This is a genomic window from Streptomyces sp. NPDC093568 (genome assembly GCF_044764945.1).
Classification (GTDB): Bacteria; Actinomycetota; Actinomycetes; order Streptomycetales; family Streptomycetaceae; genus Streptomyces.
Genome location: NZ_JBIWJD010000004.1, coordinates 646954 through 668299 on the forward strand (window position 1 = coordinate 646954; position 21346 = coordinate 668299).

Here is a 21346-nt window from a genome sequence, read left to right on the forward strand (position 1 = left end):
TTTCGCGTTGTCGGACGTCCGCCGCTACTGCTGCGTCCAGCCGGGCGGTACGGCGCCCTGCTGGCCCTGCTGCGGATCCTGCGGCGGCGCCTGCTGCTGCCAGCCCTGGCCCGGTGCGGGCTGCTGCGGGGGCTGGCCCCAGCCCTGACCCGGCTGCGGGGCGCCGCCGGGCTGGGGGTAGGGCTGCTGCTGGGGCTGCTGCTGCGGGGCCGGGTAGCCCTGCTGCTGCGGCTGCTGCTGGTACTGCATGTTCGGGTTGCCGAAGCCCTGCTGCGTACGGGCGATGTCCTCGGCGATGAGGGCGGCCAGGTCGAAGTACGCCTCGCGGGTCTTCGGCCGCATCATGTCGAGGTCGACCTCCGCGCCCGCCGCTAGGTGCTCGTCGAAGGGGATCACGACGACACCGCGGCAACGGGTCTCGAAGTGCGCGACGATGTCCTCGACCTTGATCATCTTGCCCGTCTCGCGGACACCGGAGATCACGGTGACCGACCGCTGGACGAGGTCGGCGAAGCCGTTCGCCGACAGCCAGTCGAGCGTCGTCGAGGCGCTGCTCGCTCCGTCCACCGACGGGGTGGAGATGATGATCAGCTGGTCGGCGAGGTCCAGCACACCGCGCATCGCGCTGTAGAGCAGACCGGTACCGGAGTCCGTGAGGATGATCGGGTACTGACGGCCCAGCACGTCGAGCGCGCTGCGGTAGTCCTGGTCGTTGAAGGTGGTGGAGACCGCCGGGTCCACGTCGTTGGCGATGATCTCCAGACCCGAGGGTGCCTGCGAGGTGAAGCGGCGGATGTCCATGTAGCTGTTGAGCTGCGGGATCGCCTGGACCAGGTCACGGATGGTGGCACCGGTCTCGCGCCGCACGCGTCGGCCGAGCGTGCCGGCGTCCGGGTTGGCGTCGATCGCCAGGATCTTGTCCTGCCGCTCGGTGGCGAGCGTGGCGCCCAGCGACATGGTCGTCGTCGTCTTGCCGACGCCGCCCTTGAGGCTGATGACCGCGATGCGGTAGCAGGACATCACCGGCGTACGGATCAGCCCGAGCTTGCGCTCCCGCTCCGCCTGCTCCTTCTTGGCGCCGAGCTTGAAGCGCGAGGGGCCCTGGTTGTTCTTGCGGGCCTTCGGCTGGTTGCGCAGCAGCCGGTCGGAGGAGAGCTCCACGGCGGCGTTGTAACCGAGCGGGGTGCCGGGCGCGGCTTGCTGCTGCTGCGGGGCACCGGGGCCGGCCTGGGGGCCGGGCGGCGCGGTCCAGCCCTGGTTGCCGTAGGCGGCGGGGTTCTGCTGGGCCGGGGGCTGCTGCGGTGCCTGCTGCTGCGGAGGCTGCTGGGCCGGGGGTTGTTGCTGGGGGGCCTGCTGCTGCGGCTGAGGCTGCGGCTGCGACGGCTGCTGGGGGTAGCCGTAGCCGGCCGGCTGCTGGGGCGGGTAGCCGTAGCCGGGCTGTGCGGGCTGCTGAGGGTAGCCGTAGCCGTCGGGCTGAGGCTGAGGCTGCTGCGGGTGGGGCGGTTGCGGCTGGCCCGGGTGCTGCTGGGGGGCCTGCTGCGGGTAGCCGTATCCGGCCTGCGGCTGGGCGGGGTGGGGCTGAGGCGGCTGCGGCTGGGCGGGCTGCTGCGCGGCCTGTCGCGGGTCGGCCGGCGCGGGCTGGCCGCCCTGCGCGGGGTATCCGGGCTGCGGCTGGGCCGGGCCGAAGGTGCCCTGCGGCTGGGCCGGGGGCTGCGCCTGGGGCTGAGGCTGGGCCTGGGGGTAGCCGTAGGCGGGAGCCTGTCCGGGGATCTGGCCGGCGGCGGCCGCGGCCTGCGCGTCCGGCTGGCCCGCCTGCTGCGGCGCACCCTGCGCGGGGTGCGCGGGCGCGAAGCCCTGGGGCAGCGGGGGGAGGGCCGGGTTGGCCTGGGGCGGCGGGACCTGGCCGGTGGGCTGCGGCTGAGCCGGGGCCTGGTGCTGGGCCTGCGGGTGTTCGGCCTGTGCGGTGGGCGGGGCGGCGGGCGCGGGGGCTGCCTGTGCCTCCGGCTGGGGCTGCGCCTCCGGCTGTTCCGGCTGCGGCTCCGCCTGTGCGGCCTCGGGCTCGGGCTGCGCGGGGGAGTCCGAGTCGGCCTGGACGGGGGTCGGCTCGTCGGCCTCGGCGGCGGACTCGGACGCGGCGCCGTCACCGGCGTCCGGCGTGTCCGCGTGCTCCTCCTCCGGCTCGTCGTCGCCGAACAGCCGGGCCGCCTCCGCGTCGGCGGCGGCGTGGTTGAGCTCGACCTCCGGCCGCTCCGCCACCGGCTGTGCGGGGGCGGGCGGTTCGGGCGCCGCCGGGACAGCTGCCGCCGGGGTGGCGGTCGGAGTGGGGGCGGCCGGGGCGGCACCCTGCGCGTCGTCGTCGACCGGACGCAGCACCGGGAAGCCGGGGGCGGCGGGCGGCGGAGTCGCGGGGGCGGGCGGCTGAGCGGGCACGTGGGACTGCGCGGGCGCGGGCGGCTGAGCGGGCGCGTGCGATTGCGCGGGCGCGGGCGGCTGGGCCGGTGCCTGCTGGTGGGGCGCCTGCTGCTGGGGCGAGGCGAAGCCGCCGGACATGTCCTGGTTCGGCTGAGGCGTGCCGAAGCCCCCGGACGTGTCCTGACCGGGCTGAGGCACGCCGAAGCCACCCGAGGTGTCCTGGCCCGGCTGAGGTGCGCCGGCTCCCGACTGCTGCGGGTAGCCGTACCCGCCGGGTGCCGCCGCGGTCTGCTGCTGCGGATAGCTGTAACCGTCGGTCGCGGCTCCGGCCTGCTGCTGCGGGTAGCCGTAACCCTCGGCCGGCGACCCGGTCTGCTGCTGCGGGAAGCCGTAGCCGCCCGTGGCCGGGTCCTGCTGGTTGGCGGGCGTGCCCTGCGCCGGGGTGTGCGGAGCAGGCTGCGCGGGCTGCTGCTGGGGCACGGCGGGCGGCTGGGGCTGCGCCGGTGCGGGAGTCTGCGGCGCGGGACCCTGAGCGGCGGGCACGCCGGGCGGCCCGGTGGGCGATCCGATCGGTGGCCCGGTCGGCGGTGGTGGCGAGGTGCCGGCGTCGCCCTGTCCGCCACCGGAGGAGCCACCCTGCGTGCTTTGGGCGTACCAGGCGGGAGGTGTGTAGACGATTTCGAACTCGCCGGTGAGATCCACCTCGTGATCGTCGCCGTCCGAGGAAGGGCTCCCGCCGTTGTACTCGGACCGATCCCTGTTCACTGCTTGCCTCCTGGTCAGCCACTGCTGCTGAGCTGGTCGTCGTCGCGGCCGGGCGGACCGAGTGGCGAGTCCCACGCGACTGCGATCGTCACCGCACCACCAGAAGCCTAATCACTCGCATGGCGGGACGGAAAAGCCCCCATGGGCGCGGACGCTATAGCTCCAGGTGCGGGGACGGAAGAGTCTCCTGAGGCGCGGAGGCAACGCCCTGCGGGTGAGGCCTCGTTGGCGTCCGCGCCCGGAGTCGACGACGCGTCAGTCCATCCGGCGGGCCACACCGAGCAGCCCCGTCTCCGCGTCGGTGGGCTCGGTCATGACGAACTTCTGGTGCTTGCGGGTGCACCACAGGGCGACCCCGTCGTGCAGCGTGGGCAGGTGCTGGAGCTGGTCCTCCGGGATCCCGAGGGTGTCCCGCACGGCCTCGGTCTCGTAGGGCGAAATGCGCTGGATGCCCACCAGATGGGCCTGCGCCAGCCAGCGCGGCGCGTGCTCGCTGACGAACGGCAGCACCGTCACCACGGCCTGCCACGGCACGGACGTCACACGACCGCGCGGCGGGCGGATACCGCAGTCCCGGAACAGCACCACCGGACTCGACACGGACGGGCCCTGCGCCGGCACCCGGCCCACCGGATAGACCGTCACACACTGCTGGCCGCCGCCGGCCGCCTGCGCCAACTGCTGCCAGGCCTGCGGTCGACCGGTCTCCACACCCACGCGCGCTCCCGTCGCCGCCGCGCGCAGCGCCAGCACCTGGGCGAGCCACAGGCCGCCCACGAGCACGACGTCGAAGGGGGTCGGGCGTGACAGCCCGAGCACGGCCGGGTGCGACTCCGGGTCGGTGCCGATGATCACGCCGTCGTCACCGAGCGGCATGCTGATCGCCGCGAGCTCGTCGGCGGTGACGACATGACGGTTGCGGCGCGGCCCACGCAGCCCGAACCCCGGGCTGAAGATGCGGCGTTGCTGCTGCGGGGTCTCCGGCTGCCGGATGATCGGGATCAGACCGGTGTCCGTGGGCGAGGCCACGTGCGCGGGCGTGCGTGCGGGGTTACGGCCCTGCTGTCCCGGCGGCATGGTCGGTGCGGGCTGGGACATCAGTACGTACCTCCGAGCGGCAGAGTGGCGAGAGCTCCGGGGACCTGCTCCCGGTCGAGGCGGACCAGGCCGACCTTCGCGGTACTCGCGGCCCGCTCCAACTCACGCCCCACCTGGCCGAGTTCGCTGTCGCCGCGCGCGGTGACGCGAATGTGCCCGCTGAGCGAGACACCCCGGTTCCCGGCCTTGCTCAGGGTCATGCTGAACGTCGTGGCGAGCACCGGCAGCGAGGTGAACCGTGTGACCAGCTCGGGCAGGGCCGCCCCGCCGCCGCCCAACTGCGGCCAGCGCGACACCCAGTAGGTCGTGTGGTAGCGGTCGTCGACCCGCCAGTTGCGCACCGACTCGACCGTACGGCGCTGGGTGCGCCCGTCCTGGCCGTGCTGCGCGTTGGCGCGCGGGTTGAGGCAGCTGGACGTCGCGAGGGCCTGCACGAGCTCGGTCTCGTCGAGGATGGTCGCCTTGAACCCCGCGCCGGCCAGCCGGCTCGCCAACTGGTCGGCCACGCGCAGCAGGGCGCGCTGCGCGCCGGGCACGCCGTCGCCGCGGGCCTGTACGGCCTCCGGGCACAGCTCCGGGTCGAGCTTGAGGGCGACCCAGGTCAGGCGCAGGGCGGGGGAGCCGGCCTGCGCCTGCAGGGGGCCGTAGGACCGTGCGGCCAGCGACTGCTGCGGCAGGTGCGGCGCGGGCGCCGGCTGGGTGTGCTGCACGACCTGGACGGAGGCGAGCCGGATGCCGTCGACCTCGAGCGCGTCCTGGATCAGGCGCAGCGGCAGCTGACGCCCGGCGGCACCGGGACGCAGCGGCTCGTCTCCGGGCTGGACGAAGAGGACGGCCGTCAGGAAGGTGCCGTCGCCGATCATGCCGACCGAGCGGTCGTCACGGGAGACGAAGGAGTACGTCCGCAGGGCGGGGTCGCACTCCACGACGGGGACCAGCATGGCGTCGGTGCCCGGCGGGACGGGCGTCTTGGCGTCCCGGCGGCGCTGTCGCAGCGCGCGCGTCGTCTCGTACCACTCGGGCAGCGGACGGCGCCCGCGGCGCAGGACCGCCAGCAGGAGCAGCAGTGCCGCCACGGCACCGGCCGGGGCCAGCAGCCAGGACGTGTCGGTGGCCCAGGCCACCAGCATGGTCGCGGCCGCGAGTTCCACCAGGATGAGCTGCTGCAACCGGACCGGTCCCAGACCGCCGGGCCTGGGCAGCGTGCGCGGCGACGCGGCGACGGGAGTCGCCGGAGTGGCCGGCGTACGTCTGCCGCTCCCCTGAGGACCCCCCTGTTGCTGCTGTGCGCGGCGTCCGCGCCGAGTGCTCGTAGCGCTGGTCATCCCCCGGGACATCCCTTTCGCGAAGTAAGTGGCCGTTCGCCGGGCCCACATCGTCATTCATCGTCAATGCGAGTGGCTCACGGTACCCGCTGCGGAACGAGAGGCGACACAGGGGACACCGAAACCCCAGGTGGCCAGCCTTTCACGGACGGGACCCGCCTGGTGGAGCGCTGTCGTGAAGCTCTGTGAAGATGCGGGGACGGCCGTACACCTGATGGATCGTCGCCGCATCGCGCAGGGCATAGTTAGGGTCCTGCGTGGCCGAACTGGCCCTTCGGGCGCGGCCGAACACGTCGCAAACGCGATCGAGCATCACTAGAGCATCACTAACGGGAGAAACGGGGACCATGGCAAAGCAGCGTCGGGACGAGCTCGCCGCCTACACCTTCGCTCGCAAGCGCACCGTCGCGGCGTTCCTGGCGCCGTCGCCGGGCGGCTCGGAGGAAGGCGCGCCGCGTCCGGTCCGTACGGTGATGCCCAGCCTGGCGGTGGGCGTGGTGCTGGTGATCGGCTTCATCGCATGGGGCGTCATCAAGCCCACCGCGCCCAAGGGCTGGGACACTCCGGGCGAGCACATCATCGTCGACAGCGACTCCACGACGCGCTACGTGGTCCTCGACCCGGACCCGAAGGACGGCAAGACGGAGAAGGTCCTCCACCCCGTCCTCAACTACGCCTCCGCGAAGCTCCTGCTCGACAAGGGCAAGGGCAGCGTCCTCGAGGTCCCCGGCAAGGAGATCGACAAGAGCGGTATCCGGCACGGTGCGACGATCGGCATCCCTTACGCCCCCGACCGGCTGCCCTCCAAGGACGACGCGCAGCAGAAGAAGACGTGGGCGGTGTGCGAGCGTCCGGCGCCGGGCGAGAAGGGCGCCCTCGACCGGGCCGTCTTCGTCTTCGACGACGACGACGCCAAGTCGCTCGGGAACTCGGGCAGGGTCGACTCCCGCGAGGTCCTGTACGTCACGAACACCAAGACCGAGCAGGAATACCTGGTCGACGGCAAGGGGAACCGCTTCCTGCTGGGCGGCGAGGAGGGCCTCGACCAGGTCTCCATGGAGCAGCTGCGGTCCGCCGTGATCGGCACCAGCGCCACGGCCGAGCCGCAGCCGGTGAGCCAGGAGTGGCTGAACACCCTCAACGACGGCGGGGACATCACCTACCCGACGGTCCCGGACGAGGGCGCTCCCACCTCCGTCGAGGGGCTCCCCGCCGAGGCGAGCACGGTCGGCCAGGTGCTCAGGGCGCGGGACGCTCAGAAGGAGCAGTTCTACGTCGTCCTCAAGGACGAGGTCGCCGCCGTCTCGCCCTTCGTCGCCAACCTGCTGGTCGCGCGCGAGGAGACCGGCGCGATCAAGGTGCCCACGCGGGACATCATCGAGGCCAACGGCGGCGGGGCGGACAGGTTCTACGCGGACAAGGGCTGGCCCGAGTACGTTCCCCGGCAGGCCAACGGCACGAACGCCGCGACCGGCGAGGGCAACAGCACGTCGTGCAGCGTCTACAAGGGTGCCTTCGGCGCGGGCAACAAGCCGGAGCTCGCCGCCTGGGCCGGTACGAACTACCCCAAGAAGGTCATCACCGACTCGCTGAGCGCGTACGTCTCGTCCGGCTCGGGCCTGCTCTTCAGGGAGGTCGCCGGAGCGGCCGGCGGTGGCGGTGCCTGGTACCTGCTGACCGACACGGGCCTGCGGTACTCGCTGCCGTCGACCAACGACAGTGAGGCGAAGGGCGACGGCTCTTCGGGGAGCGGCTCGGGCGGCTCGGGCGGCTCGTCGCAGGGCGAGGCGAGCGAGACGGACAAGGCGCGTACCCGGCTGGGTTACGAGGACCTCTCCAACCCCTCGAACGTGCCGCAGACTTGGGCGACGTTCATCCCGAAGGGCCCGACGCTGGACACGGCGAGCGCGGCGCAGCCGCAGAGTCAGTGACGGATCCCGTGGCCGGGTGAACGGATCCCGTGGCTGGGAGGACGGCTCGCGTGGCCGGGTGAACGGATCCCGTGGCCGGGTGAACGGACCCTGCGGCCGGGAGGACGGACCCCGTGGCGCGGGTGAACGGATCCCGTGGCCGGGAGAACGGGCCCCGTGGCGCGGGTGAACGGACCCTGCGGCCGGGAGAACGGGCCCCGTGGCGCGGGTGAACGGATCCCGTGGCCGGGAGAACGGGCCCCGTGGCGCGGGTGAACGGATCCCGTGGCCGGGAGAAAGGTCACCCGCCCCTCTCCTCGGTCCATCGGCCCGGCCGCCAACGGGTCGGTGGGCAGAGGCACTTGAGAGTAAGACGACGCACGGGTCACGGGGCGATCGCCCAAGTGTGTGAGCCGTGTAACTGATTGGCCGTGCCTGTGGTTGAGTGACAGGCTGACGATAGAGTGTTTGCAGCGCTCAAGCGTGCGAAGCTCCTCCGGGCACCGCAAGCAGGTTTCCCGGACAAACGACGACATGGGGGAAGGTTCACATGGCCGGCCAGTTCCGGGTAACAGAGGACGAACTCACCAAGCTCTCCGGTGACATCAGCACCGTGAACGGTCAGCTGCAGGGCGAGATCCGCCGCCTCAACGGAGTGATCGACCAGATCGCCGGCGGCTGGAAGGGCCAGGCGGCCCAGTCCTACCGCCAGCTGCAGGACCGTTGGAACCAGGACGCGAAGCGGATGAGCGACATCCTCAACGACATCAAGGAAGCCGTGGACTCCACGCGGAGCAACTACTCCGCGTCGGAAGAGCAGCAGAACTCCGAGATCAGCAAGATCATGTCGGACTTCGGCTGATCGAGCCGAGCGATATCGGGCTCTTCCACCTGACCAGGGACGACCAGGACCACTGCCTCGGTCCGGTCACCCCGGTCGATCTCCACAGACTTCCAACGATTCTTCCTGAAAGGGAATGACGATGTCGATCCTCGTCAATTACGCCACGATCACCAACGCGTCCACGGACGTGAAGTCGACCGCCGGCCGCATCAAGCAGCAGCTCGACGACCTCGAGGCCGCCGTCAAGCGCGTCGCCAACTCCTGGGAGGGTGAGGCGCAGGAGGGCTACCAGCGCAAGCAGCGCGAGTGGGACCAGACCGCTGCCGACCTGCACTCCACCCTCCTGAAGATCTCCACGGCTCTCCAGAGCGCCGCCGAGAACTACCAGGCCACCGAGAAGAGCAACGCCTCGACCTGGGGCTGAGCCCGTCGGCGACCCGAGGGACATGAGATGAAGGGAATCGGCCCAGCGGATGCCACGGCGACCGCTGGGCCGAGCTCTGCTTCGGGGCCGTACACGAACTCCGCGGGAGTGCACACAGCAAATCCCGCAAACATTCACACCCACCGCCACACGCGTGACATCTACATGACTCAGCTTCGAAGGAAGCAAGGAAACCCTGGGGGCCTGAACATGAGGGGCCTGGACGTGAAGGGCCTGAACGTGAAGTCCCGGACAGCCCGTTCGCGCAGCCGCACCGGCCGCAACAGTGGAACCCGCGCACTGCAGCGGGTTCTCGGCGTGCTCGCGGTGACCGGGGTCTGCCTTGCCGCGGCGCCACCCGCGCCGCTGACCCCGACACCCACCCGCCTGACCGACGCGGGCGCACCCGGCTCCGACGACAGCCCGGACTTCGGCCTGGCGGACAGCACGGAGTGCGTCTTCGGCGGCGACGTCATCAAGTCCACGCCGTGGTCACTCCAGCGGATCCTCCTGGACCAGCTGTGGGCCCAGGCGACGGGCAAGGGCGTCAAGGTGGCCGTGATCGACACCGGGGTCGACGCCTCCAACAAGCAGCTGAGCAGCGCGGTGGCGGGCGGCAAGACCTTCGTCGACGGCCCCTTCGCACGTGACATCGAGGGCCACGGGACCCGGGTGGCCGGCATCATCGCGGCTCGCCCGTTGAAGGGCACGGGGTTCGTGGGCATCGCTCCTGACGCCACGATCCTCTCCTACCGCTACACGGGTGGAGAGGAGAAGCAGGGCAACTCGGGAACGATGACCAAGGCGATCGAGGCGGCCGTGGCCGCCGGCGCCAAGATCATCAACATCTCGTCGGACACCGCGAACAGGAAAGACAACGGCCCCTTGCGGGCTGCCGTAGCGGCCGCCGTGGCATCGGGCGCGCTCATCATCGCCGCCGCCGGCAACGACGGAGCGGACGGCAAGTCCGCGAACACGTACCCGGCCTCGTACCCAGGCGTCCTGGCCGTGGCCGCCTCCGACCGCAACGACGAACGAGCCTTCTTCTCACAGTCGGGCGACTTCGTGGACGTGGCGGCGCCGGGCGTCGGCATGGTCTCGACGGTCCCGCAGGACGGCCAGTGCACGGCCGACGGCACGAGCTTCGCGGCGCCGTACGTCGCTGGCGTCGCGGCTCTCCTGAAGGAGAAGCACAAGGACTGGACGGCGGCCCAGATCGCCACCCGCATCGAGGAAACGGCCCAGCGGCCGGGGCGTGGCCCCAACCGCTACATCGGCTGGGGCGTGGTCGACCCGGTCGCCGCGTTGTCGGACGACTCGACACCGGGTACGACGCCGACGCCGGATCCGCCTGTCGCGGCTGGGGCCGACGGGGTCGTACCCATGGCCGTGACGATGGGCGAGAGCGAGGCGGAGCGGGAGCGTCGGGTCGCGGTTTACGTACTGGGTACGGGGCTTGCGCTTGTTCTTGTGGTTGCGGGGAGCGGGGTGGCTGTGCGGGATTGGCGGAGTCGGCGGGTTAGGGAGCCCGGTCGGGCTGGTCGGCCCGCCAGCGGGACTGGGCGATGAGTGAGTGTGGGCACCGAGTGGGTGCTGACGACTTGAGTAACAGGGGAGAGGACAACGGGGTATGAGTAACGGGATGCGGGTCGATCTGAGCGAGCTGGATGAGGTCATCCGGAAGCTCTGGAGACTGCTGGACGACATGGACAAGGCCGGCACCACGTCGAAGTACGACACGACGATTCCGGAGCATGCCTTCGGTCAGACCTCTGGAGAGGTTGTGTTCCAGGAGGCCAAGAATCTCCACGGGGCTCAGACCGAAATGAAGACCAAGATCGAGGGCATCATCAAGACGCTCCACGAGTTGATCGACGACTTCAGCACGAAAACCTCGAAGGTCCGGGACCGGTACAACAACGAGGAGGCCGAGATCAAGACGAGCGTCGGGGGCGACTCGGGCGGATCTACCAAGGGCCGACTGGCTCAGACGGACTAGTTGGGTTCCGGAAAGCACTGACGAGGGGAGTGCATCGTGGCCGATGCAGCAGGGGACTACAGGGCAAGCCAGGAGTACGCGGCAAACCAGGAAAAGCAAAGGCAGGCGGATCAGAAGAGCAATCATGACCGCCTCATTGAGTCCGACAAGGTCGGGCGCAACAATGTGCCTTTCAACCGTGCGACCGAGAACGGGGACACTCCGTTCGTTAAGTACTCGGTCAACGGCTTGCGCAAGATGATCATGGAGTCCCAGCCCGGAAAGATTGCGGAGGTTGGGTCCCACTGGAAAATGGTTCACAACATCCTGTCGGGTGGCGACGGTGACGGCGCCTCCGGCGGCGTGGACCAGGTTTCCGCGAAGGACAGCGTCGCAGGCATGTTGCAGAGCGCTGTCGATGCCGTCCTCGAGCACTGGGAAGGCGAAGCGGCCCAAGCCTTCAAGCGCAGGGCGGACAACATCGCGGTCCAGATTCGAAACGGGTCGGCACACGCCAACTTCACGGCGGAACAACTCTTTGCGATCAGCAAGGACCTCGACGCCGCCAAGGCCAAGATGGCAGACATTCACGAACCGTCCAAGCTGGAGAGCGCGGGCGACAAAATGAATGACAACTCCAACCGCGATGACTCCCAGGCGCACAAGGACCTGGCTGCGGGCGTCAGCGCCGGCACCGTGGCCGAGGCGAACGAGAAGAACCTGTCGCTGGGGATGGAGCGTCGCCTGCAGGCCATGGCTGTGATGGAGCAGCTGGCGGCCAACTACAGGGTTTATGGGAAGAACCTTCAAAGCGGTGGCGGCGTCGACCACGATAAGGGCATCGCGCCACCGAACACCGATGTGTCGATGCCTCCTCCGATCTCCGTACCGAGCGCTTCGGCTGGGGGACCGAGTGCAGGGCGTGCGGCCAACAAGCCGTGGAGCGCGGGCTCTACTGCGAGTATCAAGCCGGCTCCTGGGGTGCCTCGAGATGCAGGAATCAAGGGAGGCGCCCAGCTCCCGACCACGAGGACAAACGTGGACAGCATCTCTCCAGGCCTGACGGGGACGGGCCCGAGCACGGGCTCTGCCGGCGTCAATGGTGGTAGCGGTGGTCTCGGCATCGGAGGAACTCAGGGCCCGGGTGCCGTTGCTCCTGGCGGAGTGTCCGGTCTTGGACGCGGCGCTGCCGCACGCGGTGGCGTCGGAGCCGCAGGCGTTCGTGGCGGTCTGGCTGGTGGCGGTGCGGCAGCAGGCCGCGGCGCAGGAGGCCGAGCCGGCATGGGCGGCATGGGCGGTGGCGCCGGAGCCGGCGCGGCTGGCCGAGGCGGCTCCAGCGCAGGTGGTCGTGGAGCCCTCGCGAAGTCTCGTGGCGGCGTCGTGGGCGCAGCCAAGGGTGTCTCTGGCAAGGGCGCTGGTGGGGGTGCAGGCCTGCACGGCAGCCGCGGGGGAACACAGCGCGGCGCTATGGCAGGCGGAGCTGGAGCCATGGGCGGCCGCGGTGGCCGACGGTCCGAAGACGAAAACAGCAGGGGCGACCGTCCCGACTACCTGGTCGAGGACGAAGAGACCTGGATTTCGGAAGAGGACCGTAACCGGAACGTTCCGCGGACCATCGAGTAAGGCACGTAAGCGGGCAGGGCGGCAAGTTGTCGTCTGCCAGTGCTATGAGGGCTGGCGCACCCAGCCGTAGCTGACTGAGGAGCAGGGAATTGGGTTTCAAACGAGTCTCGTCAACGGCAGGGGTCATGGCTTTGACGGGAGCCTTGCTCCTCACCTCAGCACCCACTGCCTCCGCGGATTACATCCGCGACAAGCAGTGGGTAATTGACGTTATCGACTTCAAGAAGGTTTGGACGGAGTCGCAGGGCCAGGGTGTGACAGTTGCCGTGGTAGACAGCGGAGTGGACGGTAGCCATCCCGATCTGACTGGGCAGGTGTTGAAGGGCCAGGATGTCACCAAAATTGGCGATCCTCAGAATGACACCGACGGGCATGGCACCGGCATGGCAAGTCTCATCGCTGGTCACGGACATGGGGCGAGCAACACCTCGGGTGTGATGGGCTTGGCGCCGAAGGCTAAGATCCTGCCAATCAAGGCATCCATTGCCGACGATTACGACGATGATCAGTGGGCAAAGGGAATCCGATACGCGGTTGATCAGGGTGCAGACGTGATCAACCTGTCTTTTACTGATTCTCTGGCTTCCCCCGGTTCTGAGGGTGCTGAAGCAATCGCGTACGCCCAACAGCATGACGTCGTCGTTGTAGCCGGTACTGGAAATGATGGAGCTGCGGGTCTGGCGTATCCAGCGAAGCTTCCAGGCGTGGTAGCGGTAGGCGCGGTTGATGAAGCTCTGGAATTTTGGCCTAACTCCAATTTCGGTGAAGGGGTGACACTAGTTGCCCCCGGTGTAAAAATCGTTCGGGCGGATCCGAGCCGAGCCAACGAATATGCAGAAGCCGATGGCACATCGGACGCGACTGCCTACGTTTCAGCTACCGCTGCCCTCGTTCGTGCGAAGTATCCCGCCCTCACCGCCGGCCAGGTCATCAATCGCCTGATCAAATCAGCCACGATGCTCGACCACGACGTCAAGAAGACACCTGACGACGAGTACGGCTACGGCATCATCCGTCCGTACGCCGCATTGACGATGGACATCCCCAAGGGCCCCAAGCAGGGCCCTCTCGCCCAAGCGTCGCCGTCCACGTCCACGAACTCCGGTGCCGCCTCTGACGGCAAGGACAGCACAAGCCAGGCCGCCAAGAAAAAGAAGAAGTCCTCCTCGGGCAGCATCCTTCTCATCGCCGGCATCGCAGGCGCCGTGGTCGTGATCGGCATCCTCTTCGCGGTACTCCGCAGCCGCCGCAACGGCGGTAGCGGCGGCCCCGGCAACGGCGGTGGGACCCCTCCCCAGGGCACGGGCTACCCGCCCCAGGCCCCGACGGGCTACCAGCAGTACCCGAACACAGCTCCCAACCAGGGGTACCCCGCCCCTCCCGGGCAGTCGCCGCAGCACCCCAACCCGTACGCGCAACAGCCCCCGCACCAGGGTGAGTAGTTGGGTATTTCCTCCAGGGCAGCGGCGCATCAGGCTATTCTCAGGTGGATGCGCCTTTTTCCTGGGGGCGGCCGAACTGGATCCGTTGAAAACCACGATGTTACTCGGCATTGCGGTCGCCGGCCCCTGAGCGCTCTTCCTGATATCGATCATGTCTGGGAACTTCCTGTGGCTCACGGTCTTGGACCTGATTGGCACGCACGCGGGTCTCGTGGTCATGTTGCTGGGATATCGCCGGGGCAACCGCGCTTTGAAGAGGTCGGGTGCCGGCATTCACGCAGTGACTTTGCTGCTATGCCTTGTCGTATTGGCGATTTTGCAGTGAACCAGAACTAAGCAACAACCGCGGTCAACTGCCGGATGGCAAACGCTGCCCGCTCAGGATCGGCGAAATTGCAGTGGGTTCGATCAGACCGCTGCCGCAGTGAGGTGGCACGCGCCCATCGGTGTTGGTGAGCCACCAAGGATTTGGGGGAAGAAAGTGGCCGACGACGCGCCGTACTACGCGGACGGCGTAGGTAGAAGCCTCGGTAAGAAGTTCGAGCTCCAGGCATACGACCTACGCGCTTACCTCAAGAAGTTCCAGGACGAGACCGGCGAAGAGGCGATCTCCGACGGCTTCGGACTTCTTACGGAATCAGACGAGGTCAGAAACGCCTACATCGAGTACTCAACTACCGCAGCCGCCGCCATGAAGGCCGTCCACGAACACTTGGACGCCATCGCCGACGCGCTGAGGAAGATCAACAAGAACACCGAAGTGACCGATGAGGATGTTGCGGTGCTCTTCGCTAAGGGTGCCGGGGGAGACCAGTGAGCGGGAACGAATCGGGTGCTGAAGAGCTTGTAGAGCTAGGGCTCGAGATCGTCAACCCCGGTGGCCGACCGGACGAGTTGAGGCAAGCCGCCAAGGCCTGGCGGCAGCTGAAGGCGGAGGTCGCCGGTCCGGACGGCCTGCTCAAAGCCCTTGACAGAAATGTCGAGGACACCGTCGGTCACACGTGGCGTGGGGAGGCGGCGGAAGCCTTCCGGAAGCATTGGCGCGAGTTCAAGGCCGCTGTCGAAGACGGGGTCGAAGAGTATGACGACATCGCCAAGCAGCTTGATGAAGTGGCCCATGAGATCGAGACCGTCAACGACGAGATTCACGCGATCTATGCTGAAATCGGCGTGTCGATCGGTGTCGGCGTCGCGTTGTCCTTTGTGAGCTTCGGTGTCGCGGGTGGTGCTGCCGCCGCGAACGTCACGCGACTCGCCGCTCAGGCGGTCCGTATCTCGGCCCGCCTGGGTACGTTGCTTCGGCGCATCGCGGCCGCGATCCGTGCGTACCAGCAAGCTGGCAAGGCGACCAAGCTGGTTGCCGGCTTCTTCGTCAACTGGGCTGGAAACACTGGTGGCACGCTGATCGGCGCGGGGCTGTCCGGGCAGGACATCGACGGTGCCAAGGTGTGGGAAGCGACTTGGCAGGGAGGGCTTGCCGCGGCCGTCGGCACCCCTGCCGGCGCCGCGGCGGCGGGCAAGGCCGCCAAGATCATGGATGGCATGGCCACACCGCCGAGTGCTCTCGCCAAGAGCATCACCGAGAACGTCGCCGGCGGGGTCGTGGGTAACGTGGCCGGCGGCCTTGCTGTGGACGGCCATACGGCCCTCACGACGAATGAAGACCCTGAATGGGGTAAGAATGCCCTGATCAACGCGGTAGGTGGGGCGCTTGGCGGAGCAACCGTCGGGGGCGCCGGACACTACAGGGACAACATCCCCGTCGCGGAGGGCTGGGATGCGTCGCGATATGGAAGCCGTGGCGCCAATCCCGACTTCGCCATTGAAGTACCCGCTGGTGGCGTGGGTGCCGGGCTGGCAGGCGCAGGCGGAGAACTCGCCGGGGGCGACGACCAAGAAGGCACGACCAAGGACAACGGCGCGGACGCACCGAAGACGGCATTCGGCCGCAAGCAGCGCAGTCTCGAGGAAGATTTCGGATGATGACAAGGTCCAGCACCCTGGCCCGCTGCATGGCTCTGCTGGGCCTGAGTATGGCTGCCGCGGTCGCCGTCGTACTGATACAGCCCGCCGTTAGGCCTCCAAGGTGGGGTCTCCTGGCTTGCCTTGTGGCGGCCGGGATTGCTGCAAGCGTGGGAGTCCTTTTCCTGCGTCGCAACCCATCCGACGGTCGGGACACAGGGGGAAGATACTGGTGGGTCGAGCAGCGTAACGGCTGGGTCGGATTCGCCGTCTGGTCCTGGGTGGCGCCCGCGTTTTTCGTGGCGTACGCAGCACTGTCTCCAACGCCTGCGGCCTGGGAGATCGTTGATGCGGGTTCCGCCATGCGTGCGACTGAGATCGAGAAGGTCCTGTCCTCGAAGTACGTGAGGAGCCAGCGCACCGGCCACTACACCTCCACAGTGCTGGTGTCTGTTCCTTTCGACCAGGGGCCGCGGATCACTGAAGTGGAGCTGTCCTCGAACAACAAGCCGAGCGCGGGCGAAGACGTCTGGGTACTCTTCGCTCCTTCGTCACCCACTCTGGGAGCTTTTGTTGGAGACAGGCAGTCGCTTGAGGAGAAGGTCGGTGGGCGGGCAGATCTGTGGACGGTCTTCCTGGCCCTCGGGTGGTTGGCGTTCTGCTGGTTCGTGAACCTATTCGGCCGCTGGCGATCCGATCCCGTGGCCGGCCTTCACCGTTCGCGACAGCAGGGCACACTCCACGAACTCCCCGTCGCTGTCACAGGCGTGGGCGTGGCAATCGACGAGCGGCCGGCGTCCGCGACTGCCACGAAGCACCTGAAGCCTCGCATTCGCATGACGAGCACGGAGTTCGGCGAGCTGTATTTGTATCTGGACGACATCGTCGACCCCGTGCACTTGGCCCAGGCGCTCGTGGGCGTTCGTGGCCACGTCTATTGGCGACGGCCGACTCGGCAGCTCCCGTACGCGGATTCCGTCGGCTATGCCGTGGTGATTCTGGACGGACAGCGTTACCTCTCGGGGTGGCTTGAGTCGCCGGACGCTTCTGTCCGTCTCCCGGAAAGCGCACTTGTCCCGGCGGACCGTCAACTGCCGGCCGTGGGTGAGCCACGAGCCCTTCGTCTCGCTTCCGGCGTGGCGGCCAACGCCAACTCCACGCTCCTGAAGGCGTTCTTGGTCGCAACCGTGCCCTTGGCCGTGATCACATTTGGTGTCAGCGACGTGGCAGCGGTCGCTCTCGCCATCGTCTCCGTTCTCGCGGTTCTGACGGGGCGCAGGCGGGCCGCACGTCTGGTGAAGCGGTACCTGGAAGGTCTCGAGCCCGACCGCGATCTCAGCACTGGTGCGAGCCGTGGTGCCTGAGAGCTACCTGCTCTCACGCCAAGGTACCTAGAGACAAGAAGGGACTCTTCATAGTGGGCGCCATCGTCCTCATCGCAGTCGTAGGAGCCGTGATCGCCGGCGTCGTGGTGTTCGCCATGACACGCAACCGCCGCCCCAGTTCCGGCCCGGGGGGTGCTCCCGGAACCCCGCCACAAGCGATGGGCTATCCGCCCCAGCAGCCGGTCTACCCGCCTGTTCAGCAGCCGTACCCGCCAACTCCCCCTCAGGGGTACGTCGCTCCTCCTGGGCAGGCGCCCCAGTATCCGAACCCCTACACCCAACAACCCCCGCATCCGGGCCAGCATCCGGGTCAGTGAACCCTGCGTCTCGCAGGGCACTCAACGCTCCCGCTCGTCCGCGACGGCAAGCCGATTGAGATCGTTGTGCGACCTCCATGGGGCCGGTTATGCCTTGCGACTGCGAAGGTCATAAGCTGTCGTGTGATTCGCGGGGGCGCCAGAAGGTGCGCGAGTGGCTTGAGTTGAGCCCTGCTGCTACCTGGGTTGCGGGTCAGTTGAGATGCGGTCTCCTCCAGTGAGACCGCACCACCCGGTGTGCTCCCTCGCAGAATGACCTGTGAGAGGGAACCGATGTCTTACTCCTCGCCTCCCGGAGGCGGAAATCCGTATGGGCAACCGCCCCCACAGAGTGGTTGGCAACCGCAATGGCAGGGGTCAGGCCCTGTGCCGCCGTCCATGCCGACGGCACCTCCGGGGCCACCTCCGGCCTATCCGGGACAGCCTCAGTACGGTGCGTACGCCCAGCCCGGGGGCCCTGTCCCAGGGAGCCCCATGCCCGGGGCACAAGTACCACCCTCCGGTGGCGGCACTGCCCGAAGGGTCATAGGCAGTCTGCTCACGGTGTTCGGCGTGCTCGGCATGCTCGGCGGTGGAGCCCTCGCGGCGCACGCGTACAGCAACAGTCAGCAGTCGATTCCGAACTCGGCTTACGGTCCGGTGCTGTGGCGCAACGAGACCACCGACCGGCTCTTCCCGGAGACCGTCGGCGAACCGCCCAGCTACAAGTACGACGCGTCGGACAAGGAAATCGCGCAGTGGGCCCGGATGGGCATCTCCCAGGAGACCTCCTGCGAGAAGGGCCTCAGCGGCAAGACCCTGGAGACCGCGCAGCAGCTCGGGTGCAAGGCCGTACTGCGTGCCACGTACGTCGATCTCACCGGTGAGATGGTCGCCACTGTCGCGGTCATCGTGCTGTCCGAGGGATCCGACAGCGTGGCGATGGGCGAGTACTTCGACGACCAGGAGCACGCGGACGTCCCGGACGCCGCGGTGGTGCCGTTCGCGGTGCCGGACACGCTCGCCGCGAAGTGGAAGGGCGACCGGCGCAACGGGATGGGCGGGACCGCCCTGGGCGCCGACGGGTTCCCCTACGCCATAGCCGTCACGGCCGGTGCGGTGGACGGCCGCACTTCGGGCGATCTGCCCGGCGAGTTCGGCAGTTACGGTGCGAACGACGAGGACAGGAAGGCCTGGATGGACGCTGCGAACGCATTCAGCGACATCTTCCACACCCATCTCGGGAACCTGGAGAGGTGATCCCCGCAGTGAAGTTCCGGACCATACGAGCGACTTGCACTGCCGCCGCTCTCACCGGTCTGTTGTGCACGCTGGCCGGCGCGCCGGCGCAGGCGGCCACGCCGGTCGGCTGGGAGGGCGCGGCGCTCGGTCTGTCCGCGGCACAGCAGCAGAGCCAGGGCGAGGGTGTGACGGTCGCGGTCCTCGACAGCGGGGTGTACGCGGACCACCCCGACCTCAAGGGCAAGGTCACCACCGGGCCCGACTATCGTCAGGACGGGCTGAAGGCCGGCGACCCGGAGTGGGGGCAGCACGGGACCGCCATGGCTTCCGACGTGCTCAAGGTGGCTCCGAAGGCCAAGATTCTTTCCGTGCGCGTCATCGACGACAAGCACGAAGAGGAGCGCAGCCAGGAGGAGTTGGAGGATATCTTCCGGAATGGGGGCGAGAACCCGATCGTCCAGGGCGTCGAGTACGCGGTTCAGCACGGTGCCGACGTGATCTCCATGTCGCTCGGCAGCGACGACCTGTTCTCCTCCTACGACGAGGAGGAGGCCGCCGCCCTGGCCTACGCCGCGCGCGAGGGCGTGACGGTGCTCGCCTCGGCCGGCAACGCGGGCGACGTGCTCAACGGAGCCTCGTACCCGGCTGGTTACGCCGGCGTGATCGCGGTCGCCGCGACCCAGCAGAACGGTGGGCGTGCCGACTTCTCCACCGTGCACACCTACAACGACGTGGCCGCGCCAGGCGTCGACATCGTCAGCGCGACCAACACCGGTGGCCACAAGCCGGTCAACGGCACCTCCCCGGCCTGTGCGCTGGCCGCCGGTGTCGTGGCGCTCATGAAGGCCGAGAACACGAAGCTGACCCCGGCCCAGGTGAACGACGTCCTGATCGCCACCACCCATCGCCCCGCCGGCGGAGGCAGCGCGGTGCTCGGCTACGGGCTCATCGACGCGGCCGCCGCCGTACGGTCCGCCGCCTCACCGCCCGAGGACGAGACGGCTCCGGCGGCATACAAGGGCAAGGAGCACTTGGCGACGCCGGATGACAGCGTCTCCAAGACCACCCACCCCGAGATGGACCAGGGGCTGTGGATGACCGGACTGGTCGCTGCCGGTATCGGCCTGGCGGCCCTGGCCGGAGGTGTGCTGCTGGCGGTGTCGGGCCGACGCAAGTCGGTCGTGCGGGAGCCCGGCGTGATGCAGCCGCAGGGGTTCGTCCCCAGCTGAGCCACTCCGCCGTACGACGAAGGCTCCCGTCGCCACGCAGCACGTCCTGGCAACGGGAGCCTTCGTTGACTTGGTATACGGCAGGCCCGGCTCCCCTTCAGAGGGATGCCAGGACAGCCGGTCACGCGATGAACGCCACCAGCAGGCTCACGATGAGGCCGATCCCGCCCACCGCGACCAAGGTGACGCAAGTGCGGAGCAGGCGCCGGCCCGGTGCCTGGGTGGAGGAGAAGCCCGTGGCCGTGCCGAAGTAGCCGATCGTCAGCGGGAACAGGGAGCCGAACCACCAGATGCAGCCCACCGCGATCGCGCCGAGCCAGCCGTGGTCCTGCTGGTAGGTCGTGTCGCCGGTCTTGAGGGCCTCCAGTACCTCGCCCCGCTGGTGCAGCGTGTCGCTCTTCAGCTCGGCGTTGAGGTCCTTCACGGAGCCGTCGGTGGCGGTGAAGGTGCCGTAGCACCACTTGGTCTTGGTCTTCTTGCGTGAGCTGCTCGACGTGGTGGAGCGGTACTTGTAGTCGACCGTGCAGGTGTCGACGGTGAGCTTGCCGGGGGTGGAGGACGCGTAGGTGTAGGGGCCGAGGTAGGCACCCAGGGCCACCAGAACCACGCCTACGAGGATCAGGCCCGCGCCGATGAGGCGGCCGAGGCCTGCGTTCTGGCCCGGTGGGGTGGTGTCGGGGGCGGGGGTTCCGTGTACTTGTGTCATGGGGCGGTCGGGCTCCTCAGGGGGTGGATACGGGTGTCACAGGGCGAAGGCGCTGACGAGTGCCGCCAGGACGCCCAGGGTGAAGAGGCCGCCGATGGTGGGGCCGGTGATGGTCGTGGCCGGGAGGGAGTTCCAGGAGGTCGCGAAACCGGGGCCGTTGCGGGAGCCGAAGCCGGTGAGGAGGCAGTAGACGCCGGCCGCCAGCAATGACAGGCACAGAGCGAGAATCGCGGCGTCGTCGCCGGGGTCCCGGTCCTGCGGCAGTTCGAAGGTGTCGTCCACTTGTACTACGGGGATTTTCGCCCCGGAATCGAAACGCGATGAAGTGTTCACCGTTACGTCTCGGTAAGTGGTGTCGCCCTTTTGCGCGGTCCAGTTTCCGGCGCAGCTGAAGCGCAGTTCGGTGGAGCGGCGGTGGGTGCCGTAATGGGTCTTCGTGTGTGTTTCACATGAAGAGATTGTGAGGGTTCCCTCGGATCCGTCACCGGACAGTTCGCTGCGCAGTTCTGGGATGGTCACCGTGGCGATGGTCGCGGCCGTGAGCAGCAGGCCCAGTCCGATGAGTCTTCCCAGCCACAGGCTTCCTGTACTGGCGTAACGCGGCTGTGCTGTCGCCACTTGATGGTCCCTTGAATAACTTGACGGTCTCTTGACCAATGGGTTTTCCCGGTCGTGCGCGAGGAGTCTAAGCTATCGGCCTGTCGT

Annotated in this window: 17 protein-coding genes; 12 read left to right on the top strand and 5 right to left on the bottom strand. The window is 68.4% G+C overall.

The genetic code is table 11. From position 1 onward, the window contains the following. Window positions 1-24: 24 nt before the first annotated feature. The 3 genes from ACIRD7_RS20320 to eccE form a co-directional block, all read right to left on the bottom strand. Complete coding sequence (locus ACIRD7_RS20320) at window positions 25-3177, bottom strand: SCO5717 family growth-regulating ATPase (RefSeq protein WP_403454949.1); 3153 nt, start codon at window positions 3175-3177, stop codon at window positions 25-27. Between the two features lie 255 nt (window positions 3178-3432). Continuing rightward, window positions 3433-4275 carry a hypothetical protein gene (locus ACIRD7_RS20325; protein WP_403454952.1) on the bottom strand — a complete coding sequence of 281 codons (843 nt, stop codon included), beginning with the start codon at window positions 4273-4275 and terminating at the stop codon, window positions 3433-3435. Further along, window positions 4275-5600 carry a type VII secretion protein EccE gene (gene eccE / locus ACIRD7_RS20330; protein WP_403454954.1) on the bottom strand — a complete coding sequence of 442 codons (1326 nt, stop codon included), beginning with the start codon at window positions 5598-5600 and terminating at the stop codon, window positions 4275-4277. The genes ACIRD7_RS20325 and eccE overlap by 1 nt, the downstream gene beginning before the upstream one ends. Before the next feature lie 347 nt (window positions 5601-5947). Here eccE and eccB point away from each other — a divergent pair, with 347 nt between their 5' ends. The 12 genes from eccB to ACIRD7_RS20390 all read left to right on the top strand — a co-directional run bounded on the left by eccB (window position 5948) and on the right by ACIRD7_RS20390 (window position 19935). Continuing rightward, complete coding sequence (eccB, locus tag ACIRD7_RS20335) at window positions 5948-7531, top strand: type VII secretion protein EccB (protein WP_403454957.1); 1584 nt, start codon at window positions 5948-5950, stop codon at window positions 7529-7531. Between the two features lie 529 nt (window positions 7532-8060). Next, window positions 8061-8372, top strand: coding sequence for a WXG100 family type VII secretion target (locus ACIRD7_RS20340; protein WP_403454960.1), 312 nt, complete (start codon window positions 8061-8063; stop codon window positions 8370-8372). 115 nt (window positions 8373-8487) lie between these two features. Next, window positions 8488-8778 (top strand): WXG100 family type VII secretion target, encoded by a 291-nt coding sequence (locus ACIRD7_RS20345; protein WP_403454961.1) that lies wholly within the window; start codon window positions 8488-8490, stop codon window positions 8776-8778. 210 nt (window positions 8779-8988) lie between these two features. Further along, the gene (mycP, locus tag ACIRD7_RS20350; RefSeq protein ID WP_403454963.1) at window positions 8989-10347 is read left to right on the top strand and encodes a type VII secretion-associated serine protease mycosin; all 1359 of its coding nucleotides are present in this window, start codon (window positions 8989-8991) and stop codon (window positions 10345-10347) included. Window positions 10348-10420: 73 nt separating this feature from the next. Next, window positions 10421-10777 (top strand): hypothetical protein, encoded by a 357-nt coding sequence (locus ACIRD7_RS20355; RefSeq protein WP_403454966.1) that lies wholly within the window; start codon window positions 10421-10423, stop codon window positions 10775-10777. Window positions 10778-10813: 36 nt separating this feature from the next. Further along, the gene (locus tag ACIRD7_RS20360) at window positions 10814-12379 is read left to right on the top strand and encodes a hypothetical protein (RefSeq protein ID WP_403454969.1); all 1566 of its coding nucleotides are present in this window, start codon (window positions 10814-10816) and stop codon (window positions 12377-12379) included. Window positions 12380-12468: 89 nt separating this feature from the next. Next, on the top strand, window positions 12469-13821 hold the full coding sequence (gene mycP / locus ACIRD7_RS20365) for a type VII secretion-associated serine protease mycosin (RefSeq protein WP_403454971.1): 1353 nt from the start codon (window positions 12469-12471) through the stop codon (window positions 13819-13821). Between the two features lie 481 nt (window positions 13822-14302). Continuing rightward, complete coding sequence (locus ACIRD7_RS20370) at window positions 14303-14638, top strand: hypothetical protein (protein WP_403454974.1); 336 nt, start codon at window positions 14303-14305, stop codon at window positions 14636-14638. After that, window positions 14635-15804, top strand: a complete 1170-nt coding sequence (locus tag ACIRD7_RS20375) for a WXG100 family type VII secretion target (RefSeq protein ID WP_403454977.1) — start codon at window positions 14635-14637, stop codon at window positions 15802-15804. The genes ACIRD7_RS20370 and ACIRD7_RS20375 overlap by 4 nt, the downstream gene beginning before the upstream one ends. 29 nt (window positions 15805-15833) lie before the next feature. Continuing rightward, the gene (locus ACIRD7_RS20380) at window positions 15834-17147 is read left to right on the top strand and encodes a hypothetical protein (protein ID WP_403454980.1); all 1314 of its coding nucleotides are present in this window, start codon (window positions 15834-15836) and stop codon (window positions 17145-17147) included. Between the two features lie 812 nt (window positions 17148-17959). Further along, window positions 17960-18724: a hypothetical protein gene (locus ACIRD7_RS20385; protein WP_403454982.1), complete on the top strand. Its 765-nt coding sequence runs from the start codon at window positions 17960-17962 to the stop codon at window positions 18722-18724. A gap of 62 nt (window positions 18725-18786) precedes the next feature. Next, window positions 18787-19935: a S8 family peptidase gene (locus ACIRD7_RS20390; RefSeq protein ID WP_403454985.1), complete on the top strand. Its 1149-nt coding sequence runs from the start codon at window positions 18787-18789 to the stop codon at window positions 19933-19935. A gap of 121 nt (window positions 19936-20056) precedes the next feature. Here the strand turns inward: ACIRD7_RS20390 and ACIRD7_RS20395 are convergent, their stop codons facing one another. Beyond that, window positions 20057-20641, bottom strand: coding sequence for a hypothetical protein (locus ACIRD7_RS20395; protein ID WP_403454986.1), 585 nt, complete (start codon window positions 20639-20641; stop codon window positions 20057-20059). Window positions 20642-20677: 36 nt separating this feature from the next. Next, window positions 20678-21259, bottom strand: coding sequence for a hypothetical protein (locus ACIRD7_RS20400; protein WP_403454988.1), 582 nt, complete (start codon window positions 21257-21259; stop codon window positions 20678-20680). Window positions 21260-21346 lie beyond the last annotated feature (87 nt).

Bases quoted from the DNA above. Each gene is read 5' to 3' on its own strand.
- ACIRD7_RS20325 (WP_403454952.1), bottom strand. From the start codon at position 4,275: ATGTCCCAGCCCGCACCGACCATGCCGCCGGGACAGCAGGGCCGTAAC.
- eccE (WP_403454954.1), bottom strand. From the start codon at position 5,600: ATGACCAGCGCTACGAGCACTCGGCGCGGACGCCGCGCACAGCAGCAA.
- eccB (WP_403454957.1), top strand. From the start codon at position 5,948: ATGGCAAAGCAGCGTCGGGACGAGCTCGCCGCCTACACCTTCGCTCGC.
- ACIRD7_RS20340 (WP_403454960.1), top strand. From the start codon at position 8,061: ATGGCCGGCCAGTTCCGGGTAACAGAGGACGAACTCACCAAGCTCTCC.
- ACIRD7_RS20345 (WP_403454961.1), top strand. From the start codon at position 8,488: ATGACGATGTCGATCCTCGTCAATTACGCCACGATCACCAACGCGTCC.
- mycP (WP_403454963.1), top strand. From the start codon at position 8,989: ATGAGGGGCCTGGACGTGAAGGGCCTGAACGTGAAGTCCCGGACAGCC.
- ACIRD7_RS20355 (WP_403454966.1), top strand. From the start codon at position 10,421: ATGCGGGTCGATCTGAGCGAGCTGGATGAGGTCATCCGGAAGCTCTGG.
- ACIRD7_RS20380 (WP_403454980.1), top strand. From the start codon at position 15,834: ATGGCTCTGCTGGGCCTGAGTATGGCTGCCGCGGTCGCCGTCGTACTG.
- ACIRD7_RS20385 (WP_403454982.1), top strand. From the start codon at position 17,960: ATGCCCGGGGCACAAGTACCACCCTCCGGTGGCGGCACTGCCCGAAGG.
- ACIRD7_RS20395 (WP_403454986.1), bottom strand. From the start codon at position 20,641: ATGACACAAGTACACGGAACCCCCGCCCCCGACACCACCCCACCGGGC.